The 18,453-nt window shown below is 64.7% G+C and carries 22 protein-coding genes and 2 pseudogenes; 10 read left to right on the forward strand and 14 right to left on the reverse strand.

Annotation, left to right across the window (positions count from 1 at the left end; translation table 11 throughout):
• Window positions 1-49 precede the first annotated feature (49 nt).
• Both tlpB and apaG read right to left on the reverse strand, forming a co-directional pair.
• A complete protein-coding gene (gene tlpB, locus AVHM3334_RS02880; RefSeq protein WP_502869838.1) occupies window positions 50-2,029 on the reverse strand; it encodes a transporter-like protein TlpB in 1,980 nt (659 codons plus the stop codon).
• Complete coding sequence (gene apaG, locus AVHM3334_RS02885; RefSeq protein WP_284409490.1) at window positions 2,026-2,433, reverse strand: Co2+/Mg2+ efflux facilitator ApaG/CorD; 408 nt, start codon at window positions 2,431-2,433, stop codon at window positions 2,026-2,028. Before apaG ends, tlpB begins: the two co-directional genes overlap by 4 nt.
• 69 nt (window positions 2,434-2,502) lie before the next feature.
• On the opposite strand from apaG, the gene rpe reads away from it, so the two are divergent.
• Complete coding sequence (gene rpe / locus AVHM3334_RS02890; protein WP_284409491.1) at window positions 2,503-3,183, forward strand: ribulose-phosphate 3-epimerase; 681 nt, start codon at window positions 2,503-2,505, stop codon at window positions 3,181-3,183.
• Between the two features lie 38 nt (window positions 3,184-3,221).
• On the opposite strand, the gene AVHM3334_RS02895 is transcribed toward rpe, so the two are convergent.
• The 4 genes from AVHM3334_RS02895 to AVHM3334_RS02910 form a co-directional block, all read right to left on the reverse strand.
• Window positions 3,222-3,626 carry a hypothetical protein gene (locus AVHM3334_RS02895; RefSeq protein ID WP_284409492.1) on the reverse strand — a complete coding sequence of 135 codons (405 nt, stop codon included), beginning with the start codon at window positions 3,624-3,626 and terminating at the stop codon, window positions 3,222-3,224.
• Between the two features lie 157 nt (window positions 3,627-3,783).
• A complete protein-coding gene (locus AVHM3334_RS02900; RefSeq protein ID WP_284409493.1) occupies window positions 3,784-4,116 on the reverse strand; it encodes a DHCW motif cupin fold protein in 333 nt (110 codons plus the stop codon).
• 63 nt (window positions 4,117-4,179) lie between these two features.
• Entirely contained in the window at window positions 4,180-5,223 is a 1,044-nt protein-coding gene (locus tag AVHM3334_RS02905; protein ID WP_284409494.1) for an NAD(P)H-dependent flavin oxidoreductase, read from the reverse strand.
• Window positions 5,224-5,296: 73 nt separating this feature from the next.
• The gene (locus AVHM3334_RS02910) at window positions 5,297-5,479 is read right to left on the reverse strand and encodes a TetR/AcrR family transcriptional regulator (protein ID WP_284409495.1); all 183 of its coding nucleotides are present in this window, start codon (window positions 5,477-5,479) and stop codon (window positions 5,297-5,299) included.
• Between the two features lie 28 nt (window positions 5,480-5,507).
• Between AVHM3334_RS02910 and AVHM3334_RS02915 the strand changes: the two are divergent.
• A pseudogene (locus tag AVHM3334_RS02915) lies at window positions 5,508-5,804 on the forward strand (FAD-dependent oxidoreductase); the annotation flags it as partial.
• A 16-nt stretch (window positions 5,805-5,820) separates the two neighbouring features.
• Here AVHM3334_RS02915 and AVHM3334_RS02920 read toward each other — a convergent pair.
• Window positions 5,821-6,159: a hypothetical protein gene (locus AVHM3334_RS02920; RefSeq protein ID WP_284409496.1), complete on the reverse strand. Its 339-nt coding sequence runs from the start codon at window positions 6,157-6,159 to the stop codon at window positions 5,821-5,823.
• Between the two features lie 220 nt (window positions 6,160-6,379).
• On the opposite strand from AVHM3334_RS02920, the pseudogene ku reads away from it, so the two are divergent.
• From ku to gph, 5 genes and pseudogenes are all read left to right on the forward strand, one after another.
• A pseudogene (gene ku / locus AVHM3334_RS02925) lies at window positions 6,380-7,232 on the forward strand (non-homologous end joining protein Ku).
• 131 nt (window positions 7,233-7,363) lie between these two features.
• Window positions 7,364-7,840, forward strand: coding sequence for an RDD family protein (locus AVHM3334_RS02930; RefSeq protein WP_284409497.1), 477 nt, complete (start codon window positions 7,364-7,366; stop codon window positions 7,838-7,840).
• A gap of 165 nt (window positions 7,841-8,005) precedes the next feature.
• Complete coding sequence (locus AVHM3334_RS02935) at window positions 8,006-8,161, forward strand: hypothetical protein (protein ID WP_284409498.1); 156 nt, start codon at window positions 8,006-8,008, stop codon at window positions 8,159-8,161.
• Window positions 8,162-8,270: 109 nt separating this feature from the next.
• The gene (locus AVHM3334_RS02940; protein WP_284409499.1) at window positions 8,271-8,672 is read left to right on the forward strand and encodes a GreA/GreB family elongation factor; all 402 of its coding nucleotides are present in this window, start codon (window positions 8,271-8,273) and stop codon (window positions 8,670-8,672) included.
• Between the two features lie 119 nt (window positions 8,673-8,791).
• Window positions 8,792-9,502, forward strand: a complete 711-nt coding sequence (gene gph, locus AVHM3334_RS02945) for a phosphoglycolate phosphatase (RefSeq protein ID WP_284409500.1) — start codon at window positions 8,792-8,794, stop codon at window positions 9,500-9,502.
• Between the two features lie 27 nt (window positions 9,503-9,529).
• Here gph and AVHM3334_RS02950 read toward each other — a convergent pair whose 3' ends face one another.
• The 6 genes from AVHM3334_RS02950 to AVHM3334_RS02975 all read right to left on the reverse strand — a co-directional run bounded on the left by AVHM3334_RS02950 (window position 9,530) and on the right by AVHM3334_RS02975 (window position 13,424).
• The gene (locus tag AVHM3334_RS02950; RefSeq protein WP_284409501.1) at window positions 9,530-10,171 is read right to left on the reverse strand and encodes an NrsF family protein; all 642 of its coding nucleotides are present in this window, start codon (window positions 10,169-10,171) and stop codon (window positions 9,530-9,532) included.
• Complete coding sequence (locus AVHM3334_RS02955) at window positions 10,168-10,776, reverse strand: sigma-70 family RNA polymerase sigma factor (protein WP_284409686.1); 609 nt, start codon at window positions 10,774-10,776, stop codon at window positions 10,168-10,170. Before AVHM3334_RS02955 ends, AVHM3334_RS02950 begins: the two co-directional genes overlap by 4 nt.
• Window positions 10,777-10,831: 55 nt before the next feature.
• Window positions 10,832-11,101, reverse strand: coding sequence for a pentapeptide MXKDX repeat protein (locus AVHM3334_RS02960; RefSeq protein WP_284409503.1), 270 nt, complete (start codon window positions 11,099-11,101; stop codon window positions 10,832-10,834).
• 89 nt (window positions 11,102-11,190) lie between these two features.
• Window positions 11,191-11,982 carry a molybdopterin-dependent oxidoreductase gene (locus AVHM3334_RS02965; RefSeq protein WP_284409505.1) on the reverse strand — a complete coding sequence of 264 codons (792 nt, stop codon included), beginning with the start codon at window positions 11,980-11,982 and terminating at the stop codon, window positions 11,191-11,193.
• A complete protein-coding gene (locus AVHM3334_RS02970; protein WP_284409507.1) occupies window positions 11,979-12,599 on the reverse strand; it encodes a cytochrome b/b6 domain-containing protein in 621 nt (206 codons plus the stop codon). The genes AVHM3334_RS02965 and AVHM3334_RS02970 overlap by 4 nt, the downstream gene beginning before the upstream one ends.
• A 228-nt stretch (window positions 12,600-12,827) precedes the next feature.
• Entirely contained in the window at window positions 12,828-13,424 is a 597-nt protein-coding gene (locus AVHM3334_RS02975) for a chalcone isomerase family protein (protein WP_284409509.1), read from the reverse strand.
• Window positions 13,425-13,752: 328 nt separating this feature from the next.
• On the opposite strand from AVHM3334_RS02975, the gene trpE reads away from it, so the two are divergent.
• Together trpE and AVHM3334_RS02985 are read left to right on the forward strand one after the other, a co-directional pair.
• The gene (gene trpE, locus AVHM3334_RS02980; RefSeq protein ID WP_284409511.1) at window positions 13,753-15,252 is read left to right on the forward strand and encodes an anthranilate synthase component I; all 1,500 of its coding nucleotides are present in this window, start codon (window positions 13,753-13,755) and stop codon (window positions 15,250-15,252) included.
• Complete coding sequence (locus tag AVHM3334_RS02985; protein ID WP_092745220.1) at window positions 15,249-15,587, forward strand: chorismate mutase; 339 nt, start codon at window positions 15,249-15,251, stop codon at window positions 15,585-15,587. Before trpE ends, AVHM3334_RS02985 begins: the two co-directional genes overlap by 4 nt.
• A 43-nt stretch (window positions 15,588-15,630) precedes the next feature.
• On the opposite strand, the gene AVHM3334_RS02990 is transcribed toward AVHM3334_RS02985, so the two are convergent.
• The gene (locus AVHM3334_RS02990) at window positions 15,631-17,058 is read right to left on the reverse strand and encodes a helix-turn-helix domain-containing protein (protein WP_284409513.1); all 1,428 of its coding nucleotides are present in this window, start codon (window positions 17,056-17,058) and stop codon (window positions 15,631-15,633) included.
• Window positions 17,059-18,188: 1,130 nt separating this feature from the next.
• On the opposite strand from AVHM3334_RS02990, the gene AVHM3334_RS24005 reads away from it, so the two are divergent.
• Window positions 18,189-18,437 carry a helix-turn-helix domain-containing protein gene (locus AVHM3334_RS24005; RefSeq protein ID WP_502869841.1) on the forward strand — a complete coding sequence of 83 codons (249 nt, stop codon included), beginning with the start codon at window positions 18,189-18,191 and terminating at the stop codon, window positions 18,435-18,437.
• The last annotated feature ends 16 nt before the right edge of the window (window positions 18,438-18,453 follow it).

An 18,453-nucleotide genomic window follows, 5' to 3' on the forward strand; every position in this document is an offset into this window, starting at 1 on the left:
AGGACGGAGGCCCCCCTTCGGACGGCTGGAAAATGCCGTCGCGGCAGGGTCAGGCCGTGCGCCGGGCAGGCATGAAAAACTCGAGCGGCGCCCCGCGCATGCGTGCGCGCAGCGCTGCGTAGATGCGTGCGCGTTCCACGCCGGTCACGCTGTGCGCGCGCAGCGCGAGGCGGAATGCCAGGTAGAAACTCACCGACACGTTCAGTGCCCCCAGCAGCGGAATCGTGGCCACGGCCCACCAGAACTGCGGCAGGTGCAGCACCTGAAGGCCCAGTGCCGTGCTGGCCGCGCCCAGCTGGCCCGACGACAGCGTCACGTGGCGCACATCCAGCCCCAGCCCGAAGAACGAGGCGATCGGCGGCACCAGTCCGAGCATGAAGCCCAGCGATGTGTTGGCGGCGAAGCCGGACAGGTTCTCGCGCAGAAAGTGCGCCCAGCGTGCGGCGCGCACCGTGCCCAGCAGCCGGGTGATGCGTGGGTTGTATTGCACGGCCGAATCCAGCCGGTGCAGCACGAACCAGTTCTCCGCCCAGCCCGCGATGATGCTGGAGGCGAACAGCAGCACGCCGGTGAAGGCCGCGAACAACAGCGAGGGCCCCAGCAGGTGCAACGACTCCAGCACATGGCGGGCCTGCGCCGTGCTGATGGCGGGCTCGCCCGATGCCTTGGCGATCATCAGGGTGATGCCGATCACCATGGGGAACACCACGAGCACGTTGCCCAGCACCGCGGCCACCTGAGAGCGCACCAGGTGCGTGACCTCGTCCACGAACGACACCACCGCTTCGTCGGAGCGCAGGTCCTTGAGCTTCGCCGCCATGGCCGGCGCGGTCATGGCGGGCTGCTTGGTGGCCACCGTGAAATGCAGCAACAAGATCAGCACGAAGCTCACCGAGTAGTTCACGCCGGCCCAGAAGCCGCCCCAGAAGGCGGACAGCGCCAGCGCCGCGATGCCGAACTTCATCAGGGTGGTGAAGGCCATCACCAGGCCACCGCCTGCCGCCTTGCCGACCATGGCGCGGTACTCGGCGCCGGTGCGTGTGATGTAGTGCTCACCCGTCTCGGCGCTGCGCTCGGCCACCTTGGCGGCCAGCAGCGATGAGTTGGATGCCAGCAGCGCGCGCAGGCTGCGGCGCTCGCGGCCCACCGTCACCAGCCGCGCCATCAGGCGAGCCGCAGTGGGGGCGGGTGTGGGCGAGAGAAGGCAGTCCAGCAATTCGCGCACCCTCAGGATGCGTTCGCGCAGTTGGCGCAGCCGGAACACGAGGCCGACGGAAATGCCGTTGTCCTCGAAATGCGAATACACGGTGGCCGCTGCCGCGCGGCAGGCATCGAGCCGCTCGCGCAGGCGCTGCACCGATTCGTCGAGCCGGTCGGTGGTGCGCAACTGGTGCGTCACCTCCACCCGCACGCTTTCCACATCGCGAATCAGCGCGTGGAATGGCTGCGCGTCGCGCGCTGCCTCGCTCATGCGCAGGCGCAATTCCGGCGCGAAGCCGGTGGACAGGATCTGCCCCGCGCAGTAGGTGATCGCGTCCAGCAGGGCGCGCTGCCAGCGGGTGGCGCCAGGCGCCTCGGCCGGCGCCATGGCCGACAGCAGCCGCACGAGCAGGGCTTCGTCCAAGGCTTGTAGCCACAGCGCGTCGAAGTCGTAGGGCAGCGCCAGCATGAACAGCTCGGACGCATCGATGGTCTCCGGGCTGCCCGGCAGCAGCTTGTAGCGCAGGCGTTCCGCCACCTCGCTCGCCAGCGCGGTGCGCGGGGCGAAGCCGAAGTCGGCCAGCAAGGTGGTGATGTCCACGGTGCCGACCAGCGCGCTCCACCAGGCCTGCAGGCGTTGCCGTGCGGCCTCGTCCTTTTCGATGGCCTCGACGAACAACTGCATGCGGCCGAGGGCCGCTTCGACCGAGCGGCGGTTGCCCCGCACCCAGTCCAGCAACGCGATCAGCCAAAGGTGGCGCTGTGCCAGCGGTGCGCTGGCGTCCATCTGGGCCAGCAAGTGGCCCAGGTCGTTGGCTTGGCGCTTCAATGGAGCACTCGGCCGCTCAAGGGCGCGCCGGACGGCCCCCCCGAGACGGCTTCCAGCACGAAGAGCGCGATGGGGCACTCGAAGGCCTCGCCGTCCTCTGCCACGCAAAAATAGCGGCCATGCATGCTGCCGCTGGCGGTGCGCAGGCGGCATCCACTCGTGTACTGGAAGGACTCGCCGGGCTTGAGCAGCGGTTGCTGCCCCACGACGCCCTCGCCTTTCACCTCTTCGGTGTGGCCGCGTGCGTCGCTGATGACCCAATGGCGGGAAATGAGCTGGGCGGGAATATCGCCCGTATTCGTGATGGTGATCGTGTAAGCGAAGCCATAAAAGCCCTCATCGGGCGCGGATTGCTCGGGCAGGTACTGGGGGCGCACCTCGGCCTGGAACTGGTACTTCGGCATGGGCGCAATGGTACCTGTGCCCGCGCCCCTGGTGGCGGCCGGGCGACGGCCTGCTGCGACAATCGGGGGATGAGCCGCACTTACCGCATTGCCCCCTCGATCCTGTCCGCCGATTTCGCCCGCCTGGGCGACGAAGTGAAAAACGTCATCGCCGCTGGCGCAGACTGGATTCACTTCGATGTGATGGACAACCACTATGTGCCCAACCTGACCTTCGGGCCCATGATCTGCCAGGCGTTGAAGCCGCACGCCAAGACGCCCGACGGCCAGCCCGTGCCGATCGACGTGCACCTGATGGTCCAGCCCGTGGACGCGCTGGCCGCCGCCTTCGCCGATGCCGGCGCCGACTACATCAGCTTTCACCCTGACGCCTCGGCCCACGTGCACCGCAGCGTGCAGGCCATCCGCGCCAAGGGGGCCAAGCCCGGCCTGGTCTTCAATCCCGCCCAGCCACTGGATGTGCTGGACTGGGTGATCGACGACATCGACCTCATCCTCATCATGAGCGTGAACCCCGGCTTCGGCGGCCAGAGCTTCATCGACTCGGCGCTGCGCAAGATCGAAGCCGTGCGCCGCCGCATCGACGCGTGCGGCAAGGACATTCGCCTGGAAGTGGACGGCGGCATCAAGACCGACAACATCCGCCGCGTGGCGGATGCGGGTGCCGATACGTTCGTGGCGGGCAGCGCCATCTTCGGCAAGCCCGACTACGCTGGCGTGATCGGCGCCATGCGCACGCAGCTGGCCTGACGGCCCGGCCGCGGGCGCGGTGGCCATGGCCCGCTGGATCAGCGGGTCGCCGGTGCCGGCGTGATGGTGGTCGTGGTGCTTTCACGCAGCACGCCGCCCGCTGCGGGCGAGCCCGATACCGCGCCCTGGCCCTTCACGCGGTCCAGGCAGGCGGCCCGGTCATCCGGCGTCTTGAAGACATCGCACCGTTCCACGGCATTGTTCTGCTGGGTGGGCGCTGCGGCATCGGTCAATTGGCCCGCGCGTGAGGATTCCAGCGCAGCGCCGGCCTCCTGCAGGCACACGGCCTGCGATTGCTGCGTGTTGCCGCTCAGGCAGGCCTGGCGGTCGCGCTCGTATCGCGCCCTCGCTGACTCGTCCGGTGCCGCATGGGCGGCGCCTGCGGCGGCAGCGAGCAAAGCGGAGGTGGCCGCGAGGGAAAATCTGCGAAAAGAGAACGGCATGGTGAAACCCTTTTGATCGATACAGCCCTGTAATCGCCAGCAAAGTTCTGGCGAGAGCGAGGGTTGCAGCGTAGGGGTTGCACGGGGCAAGCGTCTGTCGGACGGAGCGCAGCGCCGGTGCGGGCAGGCCGCCCGCCGCTGAGCCCCTTCCCTTCGTTCAGTCCACGATGAAGAGCTTGGCCCCGGTGTCCGTGGACGAGCGGTGGGCTGCATCTCCGAAGTCGGACACCTGATAGCTCATGCCGGCAGACAGCGTGAAACGGCGCCCATCCTTCAGTTCGGTATCCAGCGTGCCTTCCAGCACGAACAGGATGTGCCCACGGTCGCGCCAATGGTCGGCCAGATAGCCCGCGGAATAGTCGACCCTGCGAATGCGGATGTCGCCCACGGTGAGCGTGCGCCAATGGGCCGTGCCGGTTTCTCCAGGGTGTTCGGTCGGTTCGATGAGCGACCAGTCCGTCGCGGTAAAAGGCAGGGCTGGAATCTTCATGGGTGCCGCTTCGGGTCGATGGCGCGAATGAAAATGATCGGGTAGCGGTCGGGAAGCTGCCGTTCAGCGAAACCCCTGGGCCAGCGCATGGGTCACCGCTGCAGCGGGTTCTTCCCGGCAGCCGCTGGCGTTCTGTCCTGACCAGAGCGGTGAAAAATCGCCCGAGCCTTGCGCTTCCGCCTTGGCGCGCAACGGGGCCAGCGCAGCGGTTGCCAGTGGGAACTCCGGCGCCGCCGGGTCCATGGCGCCGACCTCGCGCATCAGCCGGTTCACAATGCCGCGCGCCGGGCGGCCGGTGAACAGGTGGGTCAGCGCGGTATGGCGCGCCGCTTCGCTTTTCAGGGCGGCACGGTGTACGGCACTCGTGGTGGCTTCTTTCGCCAGCATGTAAGCCGTCCCCACTTGCACGCCCGAAGCCCCGAGCGCCATCGCTGCGGCAACGCCTTTGGCGTCCGCGATGCCCCCGGCAGCGATCACGGGGCACCGGACGGCGCCGACGATCTGCGGAAGCAGGGCGAACGTGCCCGACTGCTTCGTGAGGTCATGCGACAAGAAATGCCCACGGTGCCCGCCTGCCTCCAGGCCTTGTGCGATGACGGCGTCCACACCGCGCTCTTCGAGCCAGACCGCTTCGTCCACCGTGGTGGCCGAGGCGAGGATTTTCGAGCCCCAACCCCGCACCTGCTTGAGCAGGTCCTGCGGCGGCAGGCCGAAGTGGAAACTGACCACGGGCGGGCGAAACTCCTCCAGCAGTCCGGCCACTTCGGCATTGAACGGATGGCGCCCGGCCCCCGGGGGAAAGTCTTCCGAGCGAAGGCCGAACTCTGCGTAGTAAGGGGCGAGCGCCTGGCGCCAGACGGCTTCGCGCTGCTTGTCCGGCTCCGGCGGCGCATGGCAGAAAAAATTGACGTTGTAAGGGCGACGCGTGGCGGCTCGGATCGCCGCGATTTCCCGGCACATGGCGTCGGGCGTCAGCCCCGCCCCCGGCAGAGACCCCAGGCCGCCCGCTTCGCTCACGGCGATCACCATGGCGCTTCCGGAGATGGCGACCATCGGCGCCTGGATGAGAGGAAAGTCGGTTCCGAGGATTTTTGAAAGCGTTGTCATCGATGGGCCTTCGGTTCAAGGTGGTGGGCATTCTGCATCACCGGGCTTGCCGAATCCCGGGTGCTTTACGGCTTCACAGCGGCTCGGTGAGGTAGCGCTGCACCGTGCGCCCCACCGCCCGGATCCAGGTCAGTCGATCCAGCGATGCGGAGGGCAGTTCGAGCACATACCGCACCAAAGCGACCCCCAGCATTTGCGACGCAATGAGCGCGGCGCGCTTCTTCGCTTCTGCGGGCGCACACCCCAGGCCGCGCACCGCCGCCAGCAACTGAGACGCGGCGCATGTCCACAGTCCCGCAGGCGGTCAGGGGATGAACACCGGCGTTCAGGACGCGGCCGCATTGGCGGAGCCCCTTTTGCAGGCGCTGCGGCAGGGGGACCATGAGGGCCTGAAGGCGTGGGCCGCGCGCCGGCACACGATTGCGAAGAGCATCGTGGGCACCACCGATGCCATGACCAGAGTGGCCACCGCGTCTTCACCGCTTGCGCGCGCGGCGCGCAACGCGGCGCTGGGATGGCTGGGGCATGTGCCGTTCGTGCAGAGGAAGATCGCGATGCGATTGGCCGAGCTGGACCTTTGACTGGAAGCACTGCGGCTCAGCGCGCCGACCCGAAGCCGAACAGGGTGGGCCTGGCAGTGCGCGGCTGCGCTTCCTCGGCGTCATCCGCCGATGCAGCGTCGTCGGATCGGTGATGGTTCGCAGGGATATCTTTCTGCGCGGTGAGCCGGGGGCCGACGTCCAGGTCTTCGATCATGGATTGCAAGGCAAGAAGGCCATCGGCCATGGCCTGCCGGTAGGTGTCGGTGGCAGCCCCGGATTTTTGGATGGGCGCCCAGGTACCGCTGCCATCGTCGCGCTCGATCAACACCCAGCGGAAGGTCCCGGCGGCGGGCTCTTCCACATGGATGGCAATGGGGCGCAGAACGGAGGTCATTTCAGAGGATGGGCGCTTGATGGCGAAGATACCGCCGAACAAGGCAGATCGCCACCCCCCGAGCGGCACAGACGAACAAGAAGTCCCGGGCAAGCTGGGCCGGGCCTTCGATTTGGAGACAAGGCCTACCGTTCAGATAAGCAGCCGCCTACAAAAAGCACCCAAAGGGCGCGTGACACTCTGGCCAAACGGGTTTCCCCGATCAAAAAGAGAAGACAACATGGCAACTGCGAGCCGCACCCTCTGGAAAGGCGCCATTACCTTCGGCCTTGTCCACATCCCTGTCGGACTCCACACCGCCGCGACCGAGCAAGGCGTGGATTTCGACTGGCGGGACAAGCGGTCCATGGACCCGGTGGGCTACAAGCGCATCAATAAAAGAACCGGCAAGGAAATCGACAAGGACAACATCGTCAAGGGCGTGGAATACGAAGACGGCAAATATGTCGTCATCAGCCCCGAAGAAATCGAAGCGGTCTTCCCCAAAACGACCCAGACCATCGAGATCGAGCGCTTCATCGATGCCAACGAAATGCCCTTCATCTTTCTGGAGCGGCCTTATTACGTCGCGCCCATCGACAAGAGCGACAAAGTCTATGCGCTGCTCCGCGAAACGCTGATCGCCACGGGCAAGATCGGACTGGCGAAAGTCGTCATCGCAACGAAGCAGCACTTGGCTGCGCTGGGGTGATGAGGTGAAAACGCTGGACACCCTCGATTTGCCCGACGCAGGCAAGAAAAATGTCAGCGCAGCTGAGCTCAAGATGGCCAAGCAGTTGGTCTCGGAAATGTCGGGCAGATGGAACCCCGCCGACTTCAAGGACGAGTTCCGCATCCAGGTCATGAAACTGGTGGAGAAAAAGGCGAAGGCCGGGGAGGGCAAGACCGTGCTGGACCCGGAGGAATACGCGCCGAAAACCGGCGAAGTCATCGACCTGACCGCGCTGCTCATGCGAAGCCTGAAAGGTGGCTCCAAGTCTTCCCGGAAGGCCCCCGCCAAAGCGCCGGCCAAGAAAGCAGGCGCCAAGACCACCGCAGCGAAGAAGAATGCCGCCGAAAAGAAGGCTGCCTGAGCGCTCAGGCCCTCTGCGCCCACCAGGCGCACTGACGCCTATCGTTTTCGCCGTTTGAATCACGGCAAGTACGGGGCAAGCGATCACTGCCAGAATCCGCAGTGCATTGACCCTTCAGAAAGAACGACTCCATGGACGACCACAACGGCTTTTCCGATCTCGAATACGTCGGTTTCTGGGCGCGTGTCGGCGCGACGCTGATCGACACCGTGCTGCTGGTCGCCGTGACGGTGCCGCTGCTGGTGTGGTTCTATGGGTGGCAATATTTCGAATCCGAGCAGTTGGTCCTGGGGCCTGCGGATTTCGTCATTTCGTGGGTGCTGCCGGCCATTGCGGTCGTGCTGTTCTGGATGGGCCGGCAGGCCACGCCGGGGAAGATGGCCATCGGCGCCCGCGTGGTGGACGCCGTGACCGGCAAGCCGATGACGACCGGGCAGTCCGTCGGCCGCTACCTGGCGTATTTCGCTGCCGCGATTCCGCTCTTCCTGGGACTGCTGTGGGTGGCGTTCGATGGCCGCAAGCAGGGCTGGCACGACAAGCTGGCGGGAACGGTGGTCGTGCGGCCGAAGCGGCGCGGAACACAGGCCGTGAGTTTCACGGAAGGTTGACCGCATCCGCGCCGCTGGGCGGGCCACGGCCATGACCCGTGCCTGGCAACCGGAGGCCCGGAAAAGGCCTGCGATGAGCCTTTGCTGGGGCCCCTCTCATGCTTCATGCCGGCGGGCATGGCAAGAGCCGCCGGCAATCTGGCAAGGACCGTGAGGGCACTCCCGATGCATGCTGCCGAATCGGCGCAGGCCGATAAGATGGGGCGCATGACGACTGCCTTGATGTGTTCCCACGCCGCTGCGGCGCTGCCTTTTGCAGCGCCGTTCGCGCTGGTGGTCACAAAGAAGGCCCGGCGGCAGCTGACGCCCGCACATTCCTGAGCCCGGCGGTCGCACTCACCCTTCAGCGCAACCCTTCACCGCCGGGCACCAGCCTCGCGCGGCAGCGGACGCCTTTCTCTCCCCGGCGCCGCATTGATGGAGTGCTGTCATGCATGCAGTGGTTCACGGCGAGCGCACGCTCACCGACCTCGATTTCGCTCGTCTCACGAAGCTCCTTCGCGAGCAGGCCCCGTCCGCTTTTTCCGAAATGCTGGAAGGCGTGGACGTGACCGGCCCACGCGACATACCCGCTGACGTGGTGACGATGTATTCCCGCCTCGAATGCGTCGATGTGCACACGTCCCGGCGCCAAGTGCTCACGCTCTGCTATCCGGGCGATGCCGAGCCGGCCGCGGGCTACATCTCCGTGCTCTCCCCGGTGGGCGGCAGCTTGCTGGGCCTGAAGGTCGGGGACATCGCCCGATGGCTCACGCCCGGCGGGGAGCATTGCGCCGCGCAAATCGTGGCGATCCACTACCAGCCGGAGAGCAGCGGCGACTACACGCGTTAGCCCATCGTGTGAAGGCGGGCCGGTCTCCTTTCGCAGCAGAATGCGTCACCCCTCGCTTTTTCCAACGTCACGCTTCGGGCCTGCGAAATTCGTGGCTCGGCGTTGCAAACTCCCATTTCATGGCCTCTCACTTCATTCCGTTGTCCTCTGCCCAAGCCGATGCGGCGATCGTGGACCTGGACGGCACCATGGTGAACACGCTCGGTGATTTCTCCGAGGCGATCAACCGCATGCTGCGCGAACTGGAACTGCCCGGCATTGCAGCCGAACCCATCGAACGCATGGTCGGCAAGGGATCGCAGCACCTGATTCGATCGGTGCTGAATCACGTGCTAGCGCAATATCCACTAGGGGATATTGCTATAAAAATAGAAGCAACCTACCCTTTGGCCTGGGAGAGCTACCAACGCCACTATCTGACCGTCAACGGGCAGTTCGCCACGCTGTACCCCGGCGTGGTTGCCGGATTGCAGGCGCTGCGCCGGAGCGGCTTGCGCCTGGCATGCCTTACCAACAAGCCGACTGCCTTCGCGGTGTCGCTGCTGCAGGCCAAGGGGCTGGACGGCTTCTTTGAAACCGTGTTCGGCGGCGACGCCTTCGAGCGCATGAAGCCCGACCCGTTGCCGCTGCTCAAGACGTGCGAGGCGTTGGGCACGGCGCCCGCGCGCACGGTGATGATCGGCGACTCCAGCAACGATGCCCAGGCGGCCCGTGCAGCCGGTTGCCCGGTGGTGCTGGTGACGTACGGCTATAACCACGGCCAGCCCGTGCAAACGGTGGATGCCGATGGCTATGTCGACTCGCTGGAGGCGCTGGGACCCGTCCTTTGACATTCCCCCGCGAAGGGAAAAGGCGGGCTACCAGCGCAGCAGCCGAGGGCCCAACGCGGCACCTGCCGCCACAGGCAGCGACATGCCCAGGACGTACCAGATGGCGATGAACGGTGCGGCAAGCTCTGGGCAGTGCAACGCGTAGACCGTGGCGCCGATCGCCCCTGCCAGGGCGCCGGCCCCTGCGCCGGCCCATGCAGGGCGCACGGGCGCCATGCCCCGCAGCACCCAGATCGCGGCCAGGAACACCGGTAGCGACAACATCGCGATGTTTTCAGCGCACACGCGCCAGGTGCGGCTGAGCGCCAGGGTCGGCAGTTCCGCAGCAGGGGCCTGCCACGCCGCCGTCACTCCCAGAGCCCACACCGCGCCGATCGGCGCGGCCCAGGCCAGCCATGCATGGCGAGTGTCGGAGCCCGGCTTTCCGAGCCGGGCGACCAGCGGCAGCGCGGCCAGCGCCATCAGCAGCGGAGCCCCCAGTTTCACCCAGAACATGGGAAGCGTGGCGTACTGGCCGAGTGCTGGATTGAGCCCCAGGGCATACAGCATCAGCAGGCCCGAAGCCGGCACGGAGACGAGCAAGGCGAGCGCGAGCCGACTGGCCGCGACATGGCGCGGGACCGGCATGGTGTCGGTTGCCAATAGATGGATCAGGTCGTCGGTTTTCATGGGGAGGCCTTTGGCTTCGCCGTGGATGGGGAGGCGGATGCAATGCGGCGCGCCAGCGCTTTCAGGCCCCGGTGGATGCCGATTTTCACGGCGGATTCCGTCATGCCGGTTTCCAGCGCCACGTCGGATACCGAGCGTCCGTGCAGCTTGACGTGTTCGATGGGCAGGCGCTGGCGGTCGGGCAATGTGGCAAGCAGGCGTGCGAGATCGCGCCGAGCCTCGGCGGCCGTGTCTGCGGCATTGTCGAAGAGGCTGGGCTCATCGTCGTCCAGAGGGTCGTGCAGTGCTTCGCGCGATTGGCGCGCACGCAGCAGATCGATGGTCTTGTAGCGCGCGATGGCGTGTACCCATGCCGTCAGCGGCTGGGTGCGCTCGTAGGTGTGGCGTTGGTTGTGAAGGGCCAGGAGGGTGTCTTGCACCAAGTCCTCCACATCGTCGGGCCAACCGGACAGCCGCCGGCGGTAGAAGGACCGCAGGCGGGTGGCCACTTGCTGCAGGAATTGCCGGTACGCCGCCGCATCTCCCTCCAATCCGGCAAGCATCAGGCTTCGCAGGCGCAGTTCGGTCTGCAGGTGCGGGGAGTCTTGCGGCGGTGGTGGTGCCATGGCAGCCGCAGGGTACACGGGCTTCGGTGCCGCGGCGAGCATTACAAGCTGGTGCTTACTTCTTCATCTCGTCCTTTTTCATCTCGTCCTTCTTCATCGCGTCTTTCCCCATGGAATCCTTGGCCATGGAGTCATGCTTCATGCCGTCTTTCTTCATCGCATCTTTCTTCATGCCTTCATTCTTCATGGCGTCTTTCGACATCGCGTCCTTGGCCATGGAATCCTTGGCCATGGGGTCTTTTTTCATCATGTCGTCCGCAGCCATGGCGGAGACGGAGGCTGCGGCCAGGCAGGCTGCGAGCAGGGCGGTATTGAGCTTGTTCATGTCGAAAGTCCTTCAAGAGTGGTGATGAAAATCAGGCCGCACCCGTGGTCGGGTACGGCCGCGCCGTCTGCGGCGCCGAGCCAGATCGCTCAGCTGCCGCCGAACCAGTTGTAGCCCTGGTCTTCCCAGTAGCCTCCGGGATAGGTATTGGTCACGAACATCGCCATGATGTGTTTCGGGTTCTTGTAGCCCAGCTTGGTGGGCATGCGCAGCTTCATGGGAAAGCCGTATTTCGGAGGCAGCGGCTCTCCGTCGTAAGTGAGCGCAAGCAACGTCTGCGGGTGCAAGGCGGTCGCCATGTCGATGCTGGTGTGGTAGTCGTCCGCACACTTGAAGCCGACGTACTTCGCGCCCAGGTCGGCACCGATGCGCCGCAGGAAGTCGCCGAAAGGCACCCCTCCCCACTTTCCGATGGCGCTCCAGCCCTCCACGCAGATGTGGCGAGTGACCTGGTCCTGCTGCGCGAGGGCACGCAGTTCCGGGAGAGTCCAGCCGTGCCTGTCGGCCACGAGGCCGGCCACTTCCAGTCGATAGCCTTCTTCCTTCACGATCCGTACCTCGTCCTCGCCGTAATAGGCATTGAAGGGAAAGGGCCGGGTGATCATGGATTCGGGATAGGTGGGCGCCAGCCGGTTCGGGTCGAACAGCCAGCCCTGGGCCTGGTCGTTGAGGCGTGATATGCGGTGGAGCACGGCCTCCACATCCTCGTTGTCGCTGATGCTGCAGCCGGTGAGCAGAGACAGTCCGCCCAGCGTCAGGCCGCCGCGCAGAAAGTTGCGGCGCGCGGCCGGTGCCATGCGGCGCTCCAGGAGCTTGCGTGCATCGGCGATGGCCAGGTCGGCATCCACCTTGGGCGCATCCCGGCGTTTGAAGAGGTTCATGCGGCGCTCCCTTTGCGCCCGGCGCTCAGCATGGTGAGCAGCGTGCGCGGCACCAGGGCCACCATCACCGCGTGCAGGGCGATGAATCCGACCAGCAGGCCCATGGCCACGAAATGGATGCGGCGCGCGAATTCGTAGCCTCCCAGCCATTCCCGCAAAACGGGAAACTGGACGGATTTGAACAGCACCAACCCGGACAGCACCAACACGAGAAGGTCCAGCATGGCGAACAGGTAGGCCAGCCGCTGCACGCTGTTGTACCGGCGCGGGTCGGCATGAGAGAGCTTGCCCTGCAAAGCCGCCTTGGCATCGCGCAGCACCGCGCGCGGCGACACGGGAAAGAACCTGCTCGCCAGCCGGCCGCTGCCGAGGTTCATCGCCAGATAGAACAGGCCGTTGGCTGCCAGCAGCCACATGGCAGCGAAATGCCATTGCAAGGCACCGCCGAGCCAGCCTCCCAGGGTCAGCGCCTTGGGCAGCGTGAAGGGAAAGAACGGCGCGGCGTTGTAGATGCGCCAACCGCTGGCGATCAGTATCAGCACCGCGAAGGCATTCAGCCAATGGCTGGCGCGAATCCACCAGGGATGGATGGGCTGTGATGTGTCGGTTGCCGCCATGAATGCTCCTGAAAGAGGGCCCGGCGTTCGGGCCTCGTCAGTAGTTCGGGCGCAAGGCGCCCCGGGTTACAGGCGGCTGAAAAGATTTTCAGAAATCAGGGCTGCTGCCCGGCATGGCGGTTTTTGTGAATTGGGCCAAATCACGGCTTGGCACAATATTCTCTAGGGGGTATTGCTATTAAATTTATAGCAAATCATCGCTTTTCATCAAAGGGCCGTTCAACGGCATCATCCGGCCGTCTTGCCCAGCAACGCGTCCTTGAGCTTCCAGTCTGCCGGGCGCTCGCCGAGCCAGATGCCCAGCAGTGCATTGAAGAATTCAGGCGCGCGAAAGGGCTCGCCTTGCACCACGCCTTTGACGCTGATCACGGTGCCGGTGCCCGGCAGCCAGTCCACGGTGAAGGTATCGCCGGCGGAGAGCTTCTTGTGCTCGGAAAAGATCTGGCTCATGCGCAGCACCCCCGGCACGAGGCGCGAGAACGAGGCCTTGTCGATGTTGTCTTCCATGCCGCGGGAAAAAAGCTTGCCCAGTTCGGCGGAATCGATGTCGCGCAGCATGGTGATGGACAACCGCTTCGGGCCGCGCAAGGCGGCGACTTCCTGCGGCGAGCCGGCCTTTCTTTCCAGGTACAGGCCTGCGGCATACACCTTGAACACGGCCTTGTAGCGGATGCCCGCGCCGTTCAGCACCAGCGGCGTGCCTTGCAACGGCATGGCCGCGTCGTACCTCACGCCGGCCACGGTGACGACCTGGGCCGAAGCCGTGCCCCAAAGGGCGGCGAAGGAGACGAGGGTGGCCGCCAGCCAACGCTGCGAAGAAATCATGGCAACTCCAAAAAAGAACGGTCGTTCTTTTTATGGTCGATGCCGGCCGGGGCCTGCACAACAGGGTTTTCGAGCAAAGCGGCGTGACAGCGCTGTCGCAAGGCGAGCACGCCAGACTGCTTTGCTACACTTTCGCCCCATGTTCATTCACCACGTGTTCATCACAGGTTGCAGCGACCGGGGAGCCTGGCCCTGGCGCAGGCCTTCCGCATCGAACACCTGAGGCACCTGGGGCAATCCCAGCTGCACCCGTGGCCCCCCGCAGGGCCGATCGCAATGAACCGCGGCGCCGATCTCTTCCCTGGCGCCGCTCGAATGGGAATTCCCCGTGATCACAGAACTTGAATTCAAGAGCCTCGCCAGCGAAGGCTACAACCGCATTCCGCTCATCGCGGAGGCTTTCGCCGATCTGGAAACCCCGCTGTCGCTGTACCTGAAGCTGGCCTACAGCAAGGATGGCGGCAAATACAGCTTTCTGCTGGAGTCGGTGGTCGGCGGCGAGCGCTTTGGCCGCTACAGCTTCATCGGCCTGCCGGCGCGGACGTTGCTGCGTGCGACGGGTTTCGGCGCAGCGGCGAAGACCGAGGTGGTCACCGATGGCGAGGTGGTCGAAACGGCCGGCGGCAACCCGCTCGACTTCATCGAGGCGTACCAGAAGCGTTTCAAGGTGGCGTTGCGGCCAGGGCTGCCGAGGTTCTGCGGCGGGCTGGCCGGGTATTTCGGCTATGACGCGGTGCGCTACGTCGAAAAGAAGCTCGAGGCCACGTGCCCGCCCGACACGATGGGCATGCCCGACATCTTGCTGCTGCAGTGCGAAGAGCTGGCCGTCATCGACAACCTGTCGGGCAAGCTGTACCTCATCGTCTATGCAGACCCGTCGCAGCCCGAGGCGTATTCCAAAGGCAAGCAGCGTTTGCGCGGCTTGAAAGACCAGCTCAAGTATTCGGTGGCGGCACCGGTCGTGAAGCCCACGGAAAGCCACCCGCCCCAGCGCGACTTCGCCAAGGCCGACTATCTGGCTGCGGTGGACGCTGCCAAGGAGCTGATTGCCGCGGGCGACTTCATGCAGGTGCAGGTGGGCCAGCGCATCCACAAGCGCTACACCGAGTCGCCGCTGTCGCTGTACCGCGCGCTGCGATCACTGAACCCGTCGCCGTACATGTTTTATTACCACATGGGCGACTTTCACATCGTGTCGGCATCGCCGGAAATCCTGGTGCGCCAGGAAAGCACGCCGGAGGGCCAGAAGGTCACCATCCGCCCCCTTGCCGGCACGCGGCCACGCGGCGCGACGCCCGAGCGCGACAAGGCGACGGAAATCGAACTGGTCAACGATCCCAAGGAACGGGCCGAGCACGTGATGCTGATCGACCTGGCCCGCAACGACATCGGGCGCATCGCCAAGACGGGCTCCGTGAAGGTGACGGAGGCGTTTGCCGTGGAGCGTTACAGCCACGTGATGCACATCGTGAGCAACGTCGAGGGGCTGCTCAACGACGGCATGACCAACATGGATGTGTTGAAGGCGACCTTTCCGGCCGGCACGCTCACGGGCGCGCCGAAGGTCCACGCGATGGAACTGATCGACCGCCTGGAGCCCGTCAAGCGCGGTCTCTATGGCGGTGCCTGCGGCTATCTGAGCTATGCCGGGGACATGGATGTGGCGATCGCCATCCGCACCGGCATCGTGAAGGACGGCATGCTTTATGTGCAGGCGGCTGCGGGGGTGGTGGCCGACTCGGTGCCCGAGCTGGAATGGAAAGAAACGGAACACAAGGCGCGCGCCCTGCTGCGTGCCGCTGAATTGGTAGAGGAAGGACTGGAATGACCCGGGCGATCGACAAAGTGGAGCCCTGCAGCAGCATGGAGCAAGTGCGCGCGCGCATCGACGCGCTCGACGACATCCTCGTGCCGCTGCTGGTGGAGCGCGGCGGCTACATGACGCAGGCCGCGTTGAACAAGCAGCGTGAATCCCAGGTGCGGGACGAGGGCCGCATCGAGTTCATCGTGAAAAGGGTGCGGGAGCGCGCCGAGGCGGAAGGTGGGGTGCCCGAGGTGATCGAGGCCATCTACCGCAGCATGATGGAAACCTACATCGCCTACGAGCACCGGGAGTTTGCACGGCTTCTCGAACAGGGCGCCAAGAAGGCGGCCTCCGAATAGGGGAGCGGCGGCGGACCGCGTCGGCGCTCCGTGGGGCGTCGCCTCAGTGCGCATCGACCGGCCGGGCAGCCGACAGCTTGAAGGCATTGGCCAGCGTCGATCGGTTGCAGATGCCCCAGCGCGAAGCCACATCCAGCATGTGCGCGCGCCCGCCGGTGTCGCTCATCTCGCGCAGTTCGTCTTCGATGCGTTTCACGCGTTCGGTCCGGATCAGCTCGGCAGGCGTCATGCCCAGGTGGTTGCGGAACGCCAGTTGCAGCGCGCGTTCGGTCACGCCCAGGCGGCCTGCGATTTCCCGTACCGACAGGTTGGCGTCGTGCAGGTGCTCCACGATGTAGCGGTAGGCCGCACGGTAGCGGGGCGGAAGGCGCAATCCGGTGGTGTCTTGCGCCTGGGACGGCAAGCTGGAAGCCGCGTTGTTCATGCGGGCAAGAACCGTGTTGTGCACCACCCGCATCGCCTGGGCCACATGCCGCTTGTATTGGCGCAGTGATTCGCCGAGCCGTCCCTCTTCCATGTGGATCTTGGACAGGCAGTATTGAATGTCGGAGGCATAGGGGTGCCGATCGACCTCGCGCTCGATGCTGGCCAGCGTCTGAATGACATCGCGGGCCGACGTGGCCGCTTTATCGGTCAGCAGCGCCAGGCAGGCTTCCACCCTGACCTGCGATTCGAGCCCCGCCAATTCGTGTTCACGCAGCCAGCGGACGAAGCCAGAGATCGCCTCTTGCCGGCCAGCCGGTTGCAATCCCAGCAAACCGCTGCGCAGGTAGGCCAGGCGGGCCCGCAGGAGTTGAGACACGCTGGTGGACGACTCGAGCGCCGTCAGCTCCGCCACCATCTCGGACTGGGTGGGCAGATCGCGAGCCAGCGCGACCGCGGACTCCGACAGCGCATGGTCCGCCAGTTCTTCATGGCGCAGCAGGTGGACCCGGGCCAGCACTTCCAGGCGGATGGCGCGGGCATGGGGCTCCAGCATCTCGGCATTGCCGGATTGGCAGAGCACCTCGGCCTGGCGTGCCGTGGCCAGGGCTTCCGCATGTTGGCCCAGGGCTTGCAGCGACATGGCTTTGCCGCAGTGGCCTTCCACGCGCAGTTCGACCGGAGCGTCGTGGTCCCCGGCGACGATCGCCCAGCAGGCCACGGCACGCGCCGGCTTGTTCAGATGGTGAAAGAGCCATGCCTGGTCCAGGGCCGATTGCCAGCGCACATTGCTGCGCGACACCTGGTCATAAGCCTTCAACTGCTGATGAAAGACTTCGCTCGCTGCTTCTTCCATGCCGACCAGCAGAAGGCTGCGGCCCAAAAGCGCTCCTTCGTGGGCCGAGCCGGTATCGCGGCCGCTGCGCTCCAGGCGGCGGCGGCCAATGCCTGCAGCGTCCTTGATGCGCGTGGCTTGAATGAGGTTTGAAAGTTCTGGCGCCTGGGCCTGGGCGCGCTGGCAAGACAACGACAGCAGTGAGAGCAGCATGGTGGTTCGCGGAGGGCGCCGCGCCTTTGGTTGATGACCACTCGATGCTAGGAAAGCCGCCCAAAGCAAAGCTCAACTTGTTTACGTTGAATCCTCAACTTTTGCCATTTGGCACGTTTGGCGGTGATTGGCTTCGGATACCGTTGGACGCATGTCTGCTCAAGCGCTGGAAAGATGTTCATCCCCTATTCATCTCATGGTCATCCGTTTTTCATCCAGGCATTGCACCCACGTTCACCCAGGCTACCTAGAGTGATGTAGCGCCTTCCTCGGTGACTGAGCGGTGATACGCAGCTCTCCCAGCGGTGGATTCAGAAAGAAAGCCTTTTGTTGAAATTGATGGGAAAGGGTTGTCTAGGGGCGCGTGAAGCCACAGGTTTTGGACAGTGAATTGAGAGAAGAAAACCACATGCCAGAACTGATAAGTGGCAGCTATGACGTTGAATAGTTATTGTCTATAAGTAATTGGCCTGCCAAAAGTGCATACTGCGGAGAACATTTCGCCGATTCTGTTCCGCAGAAATTAAGAGATAAGTTGCAAAATATGTGACCACATGTTGCAACCAAATGATCTTCAGCCGGCACCAACGACCAGCTCATCAAGCCAGGGGGCCGCGTTCGAAGCGCCGCCATTTGTCGATATCAATTTTGCGTTGAGGGATTCCATGAACGTTGCTCTGCTTTCGCGTCGATCGACGGTGAATCAGTTCCTGGTGGAGCTGCTCTCCCGGGGGGGGATTCAAGCCATGCTGCACGTCAGCATCACTGCGTTTCGCATGCAAGTGAGGCAACAGGCGTTCGATGCCGTGATCCTTGAAGACTGCGGAGGAACGTTGGCAGAAGATCTGGGCCTCATCAAAACCTGTGTGTCCGATCAGATTCCGGTCGTGGTCGTCGGCGCGGAACTGCACGCTGGCTTCGGCGTCGCGTTGGCTTGCGGTGCGGTCGACTACATCAGCCTTTCGCGTGTCGGGCACGATGAGCTCAAGACCCGGCTGCGCGGACACATGGAAGCGCAGGCCTTCCAGGCGGCCCACCCGATCGATGTGGATGGCTGCCGGCTCGATCCGGCCAGGCTCTGCATCGTGCACGGCGACAAGACCGTGGGGTTGACGCACCGGGAATGCGAATTGGCGTGCCTGCTTTTCTCCAAGCCGAACCAGGTGGTGTCTTTGCCGACCATCATTGCCAAAGTCTGGGGGCGCTCGGTCGAATCCAACAAGCGCACGCTGGAGCAGCACGTCTACAAACTCCGCACGAAGCTGCGGGAGGCCGGCTGCAAGCTGCGCGTTCAGGCCGCTTATGGACGGGGTTACCGGCTGTTGTCGCATGAGGGCACGGAGGCGGTGGGCAACGAATACACCGCGCTCTACTGGTAGCGCGCTCCGTGGGGCG

The organism is Acidovorax sp. SUPP3334 (assembly GCF_030159055.1).
GTDB lineage: Bacteria > Pseudomonadota > Gammaproteobacteria > Burkholderiales > Burkholderiaceae_C > Paracidovorax.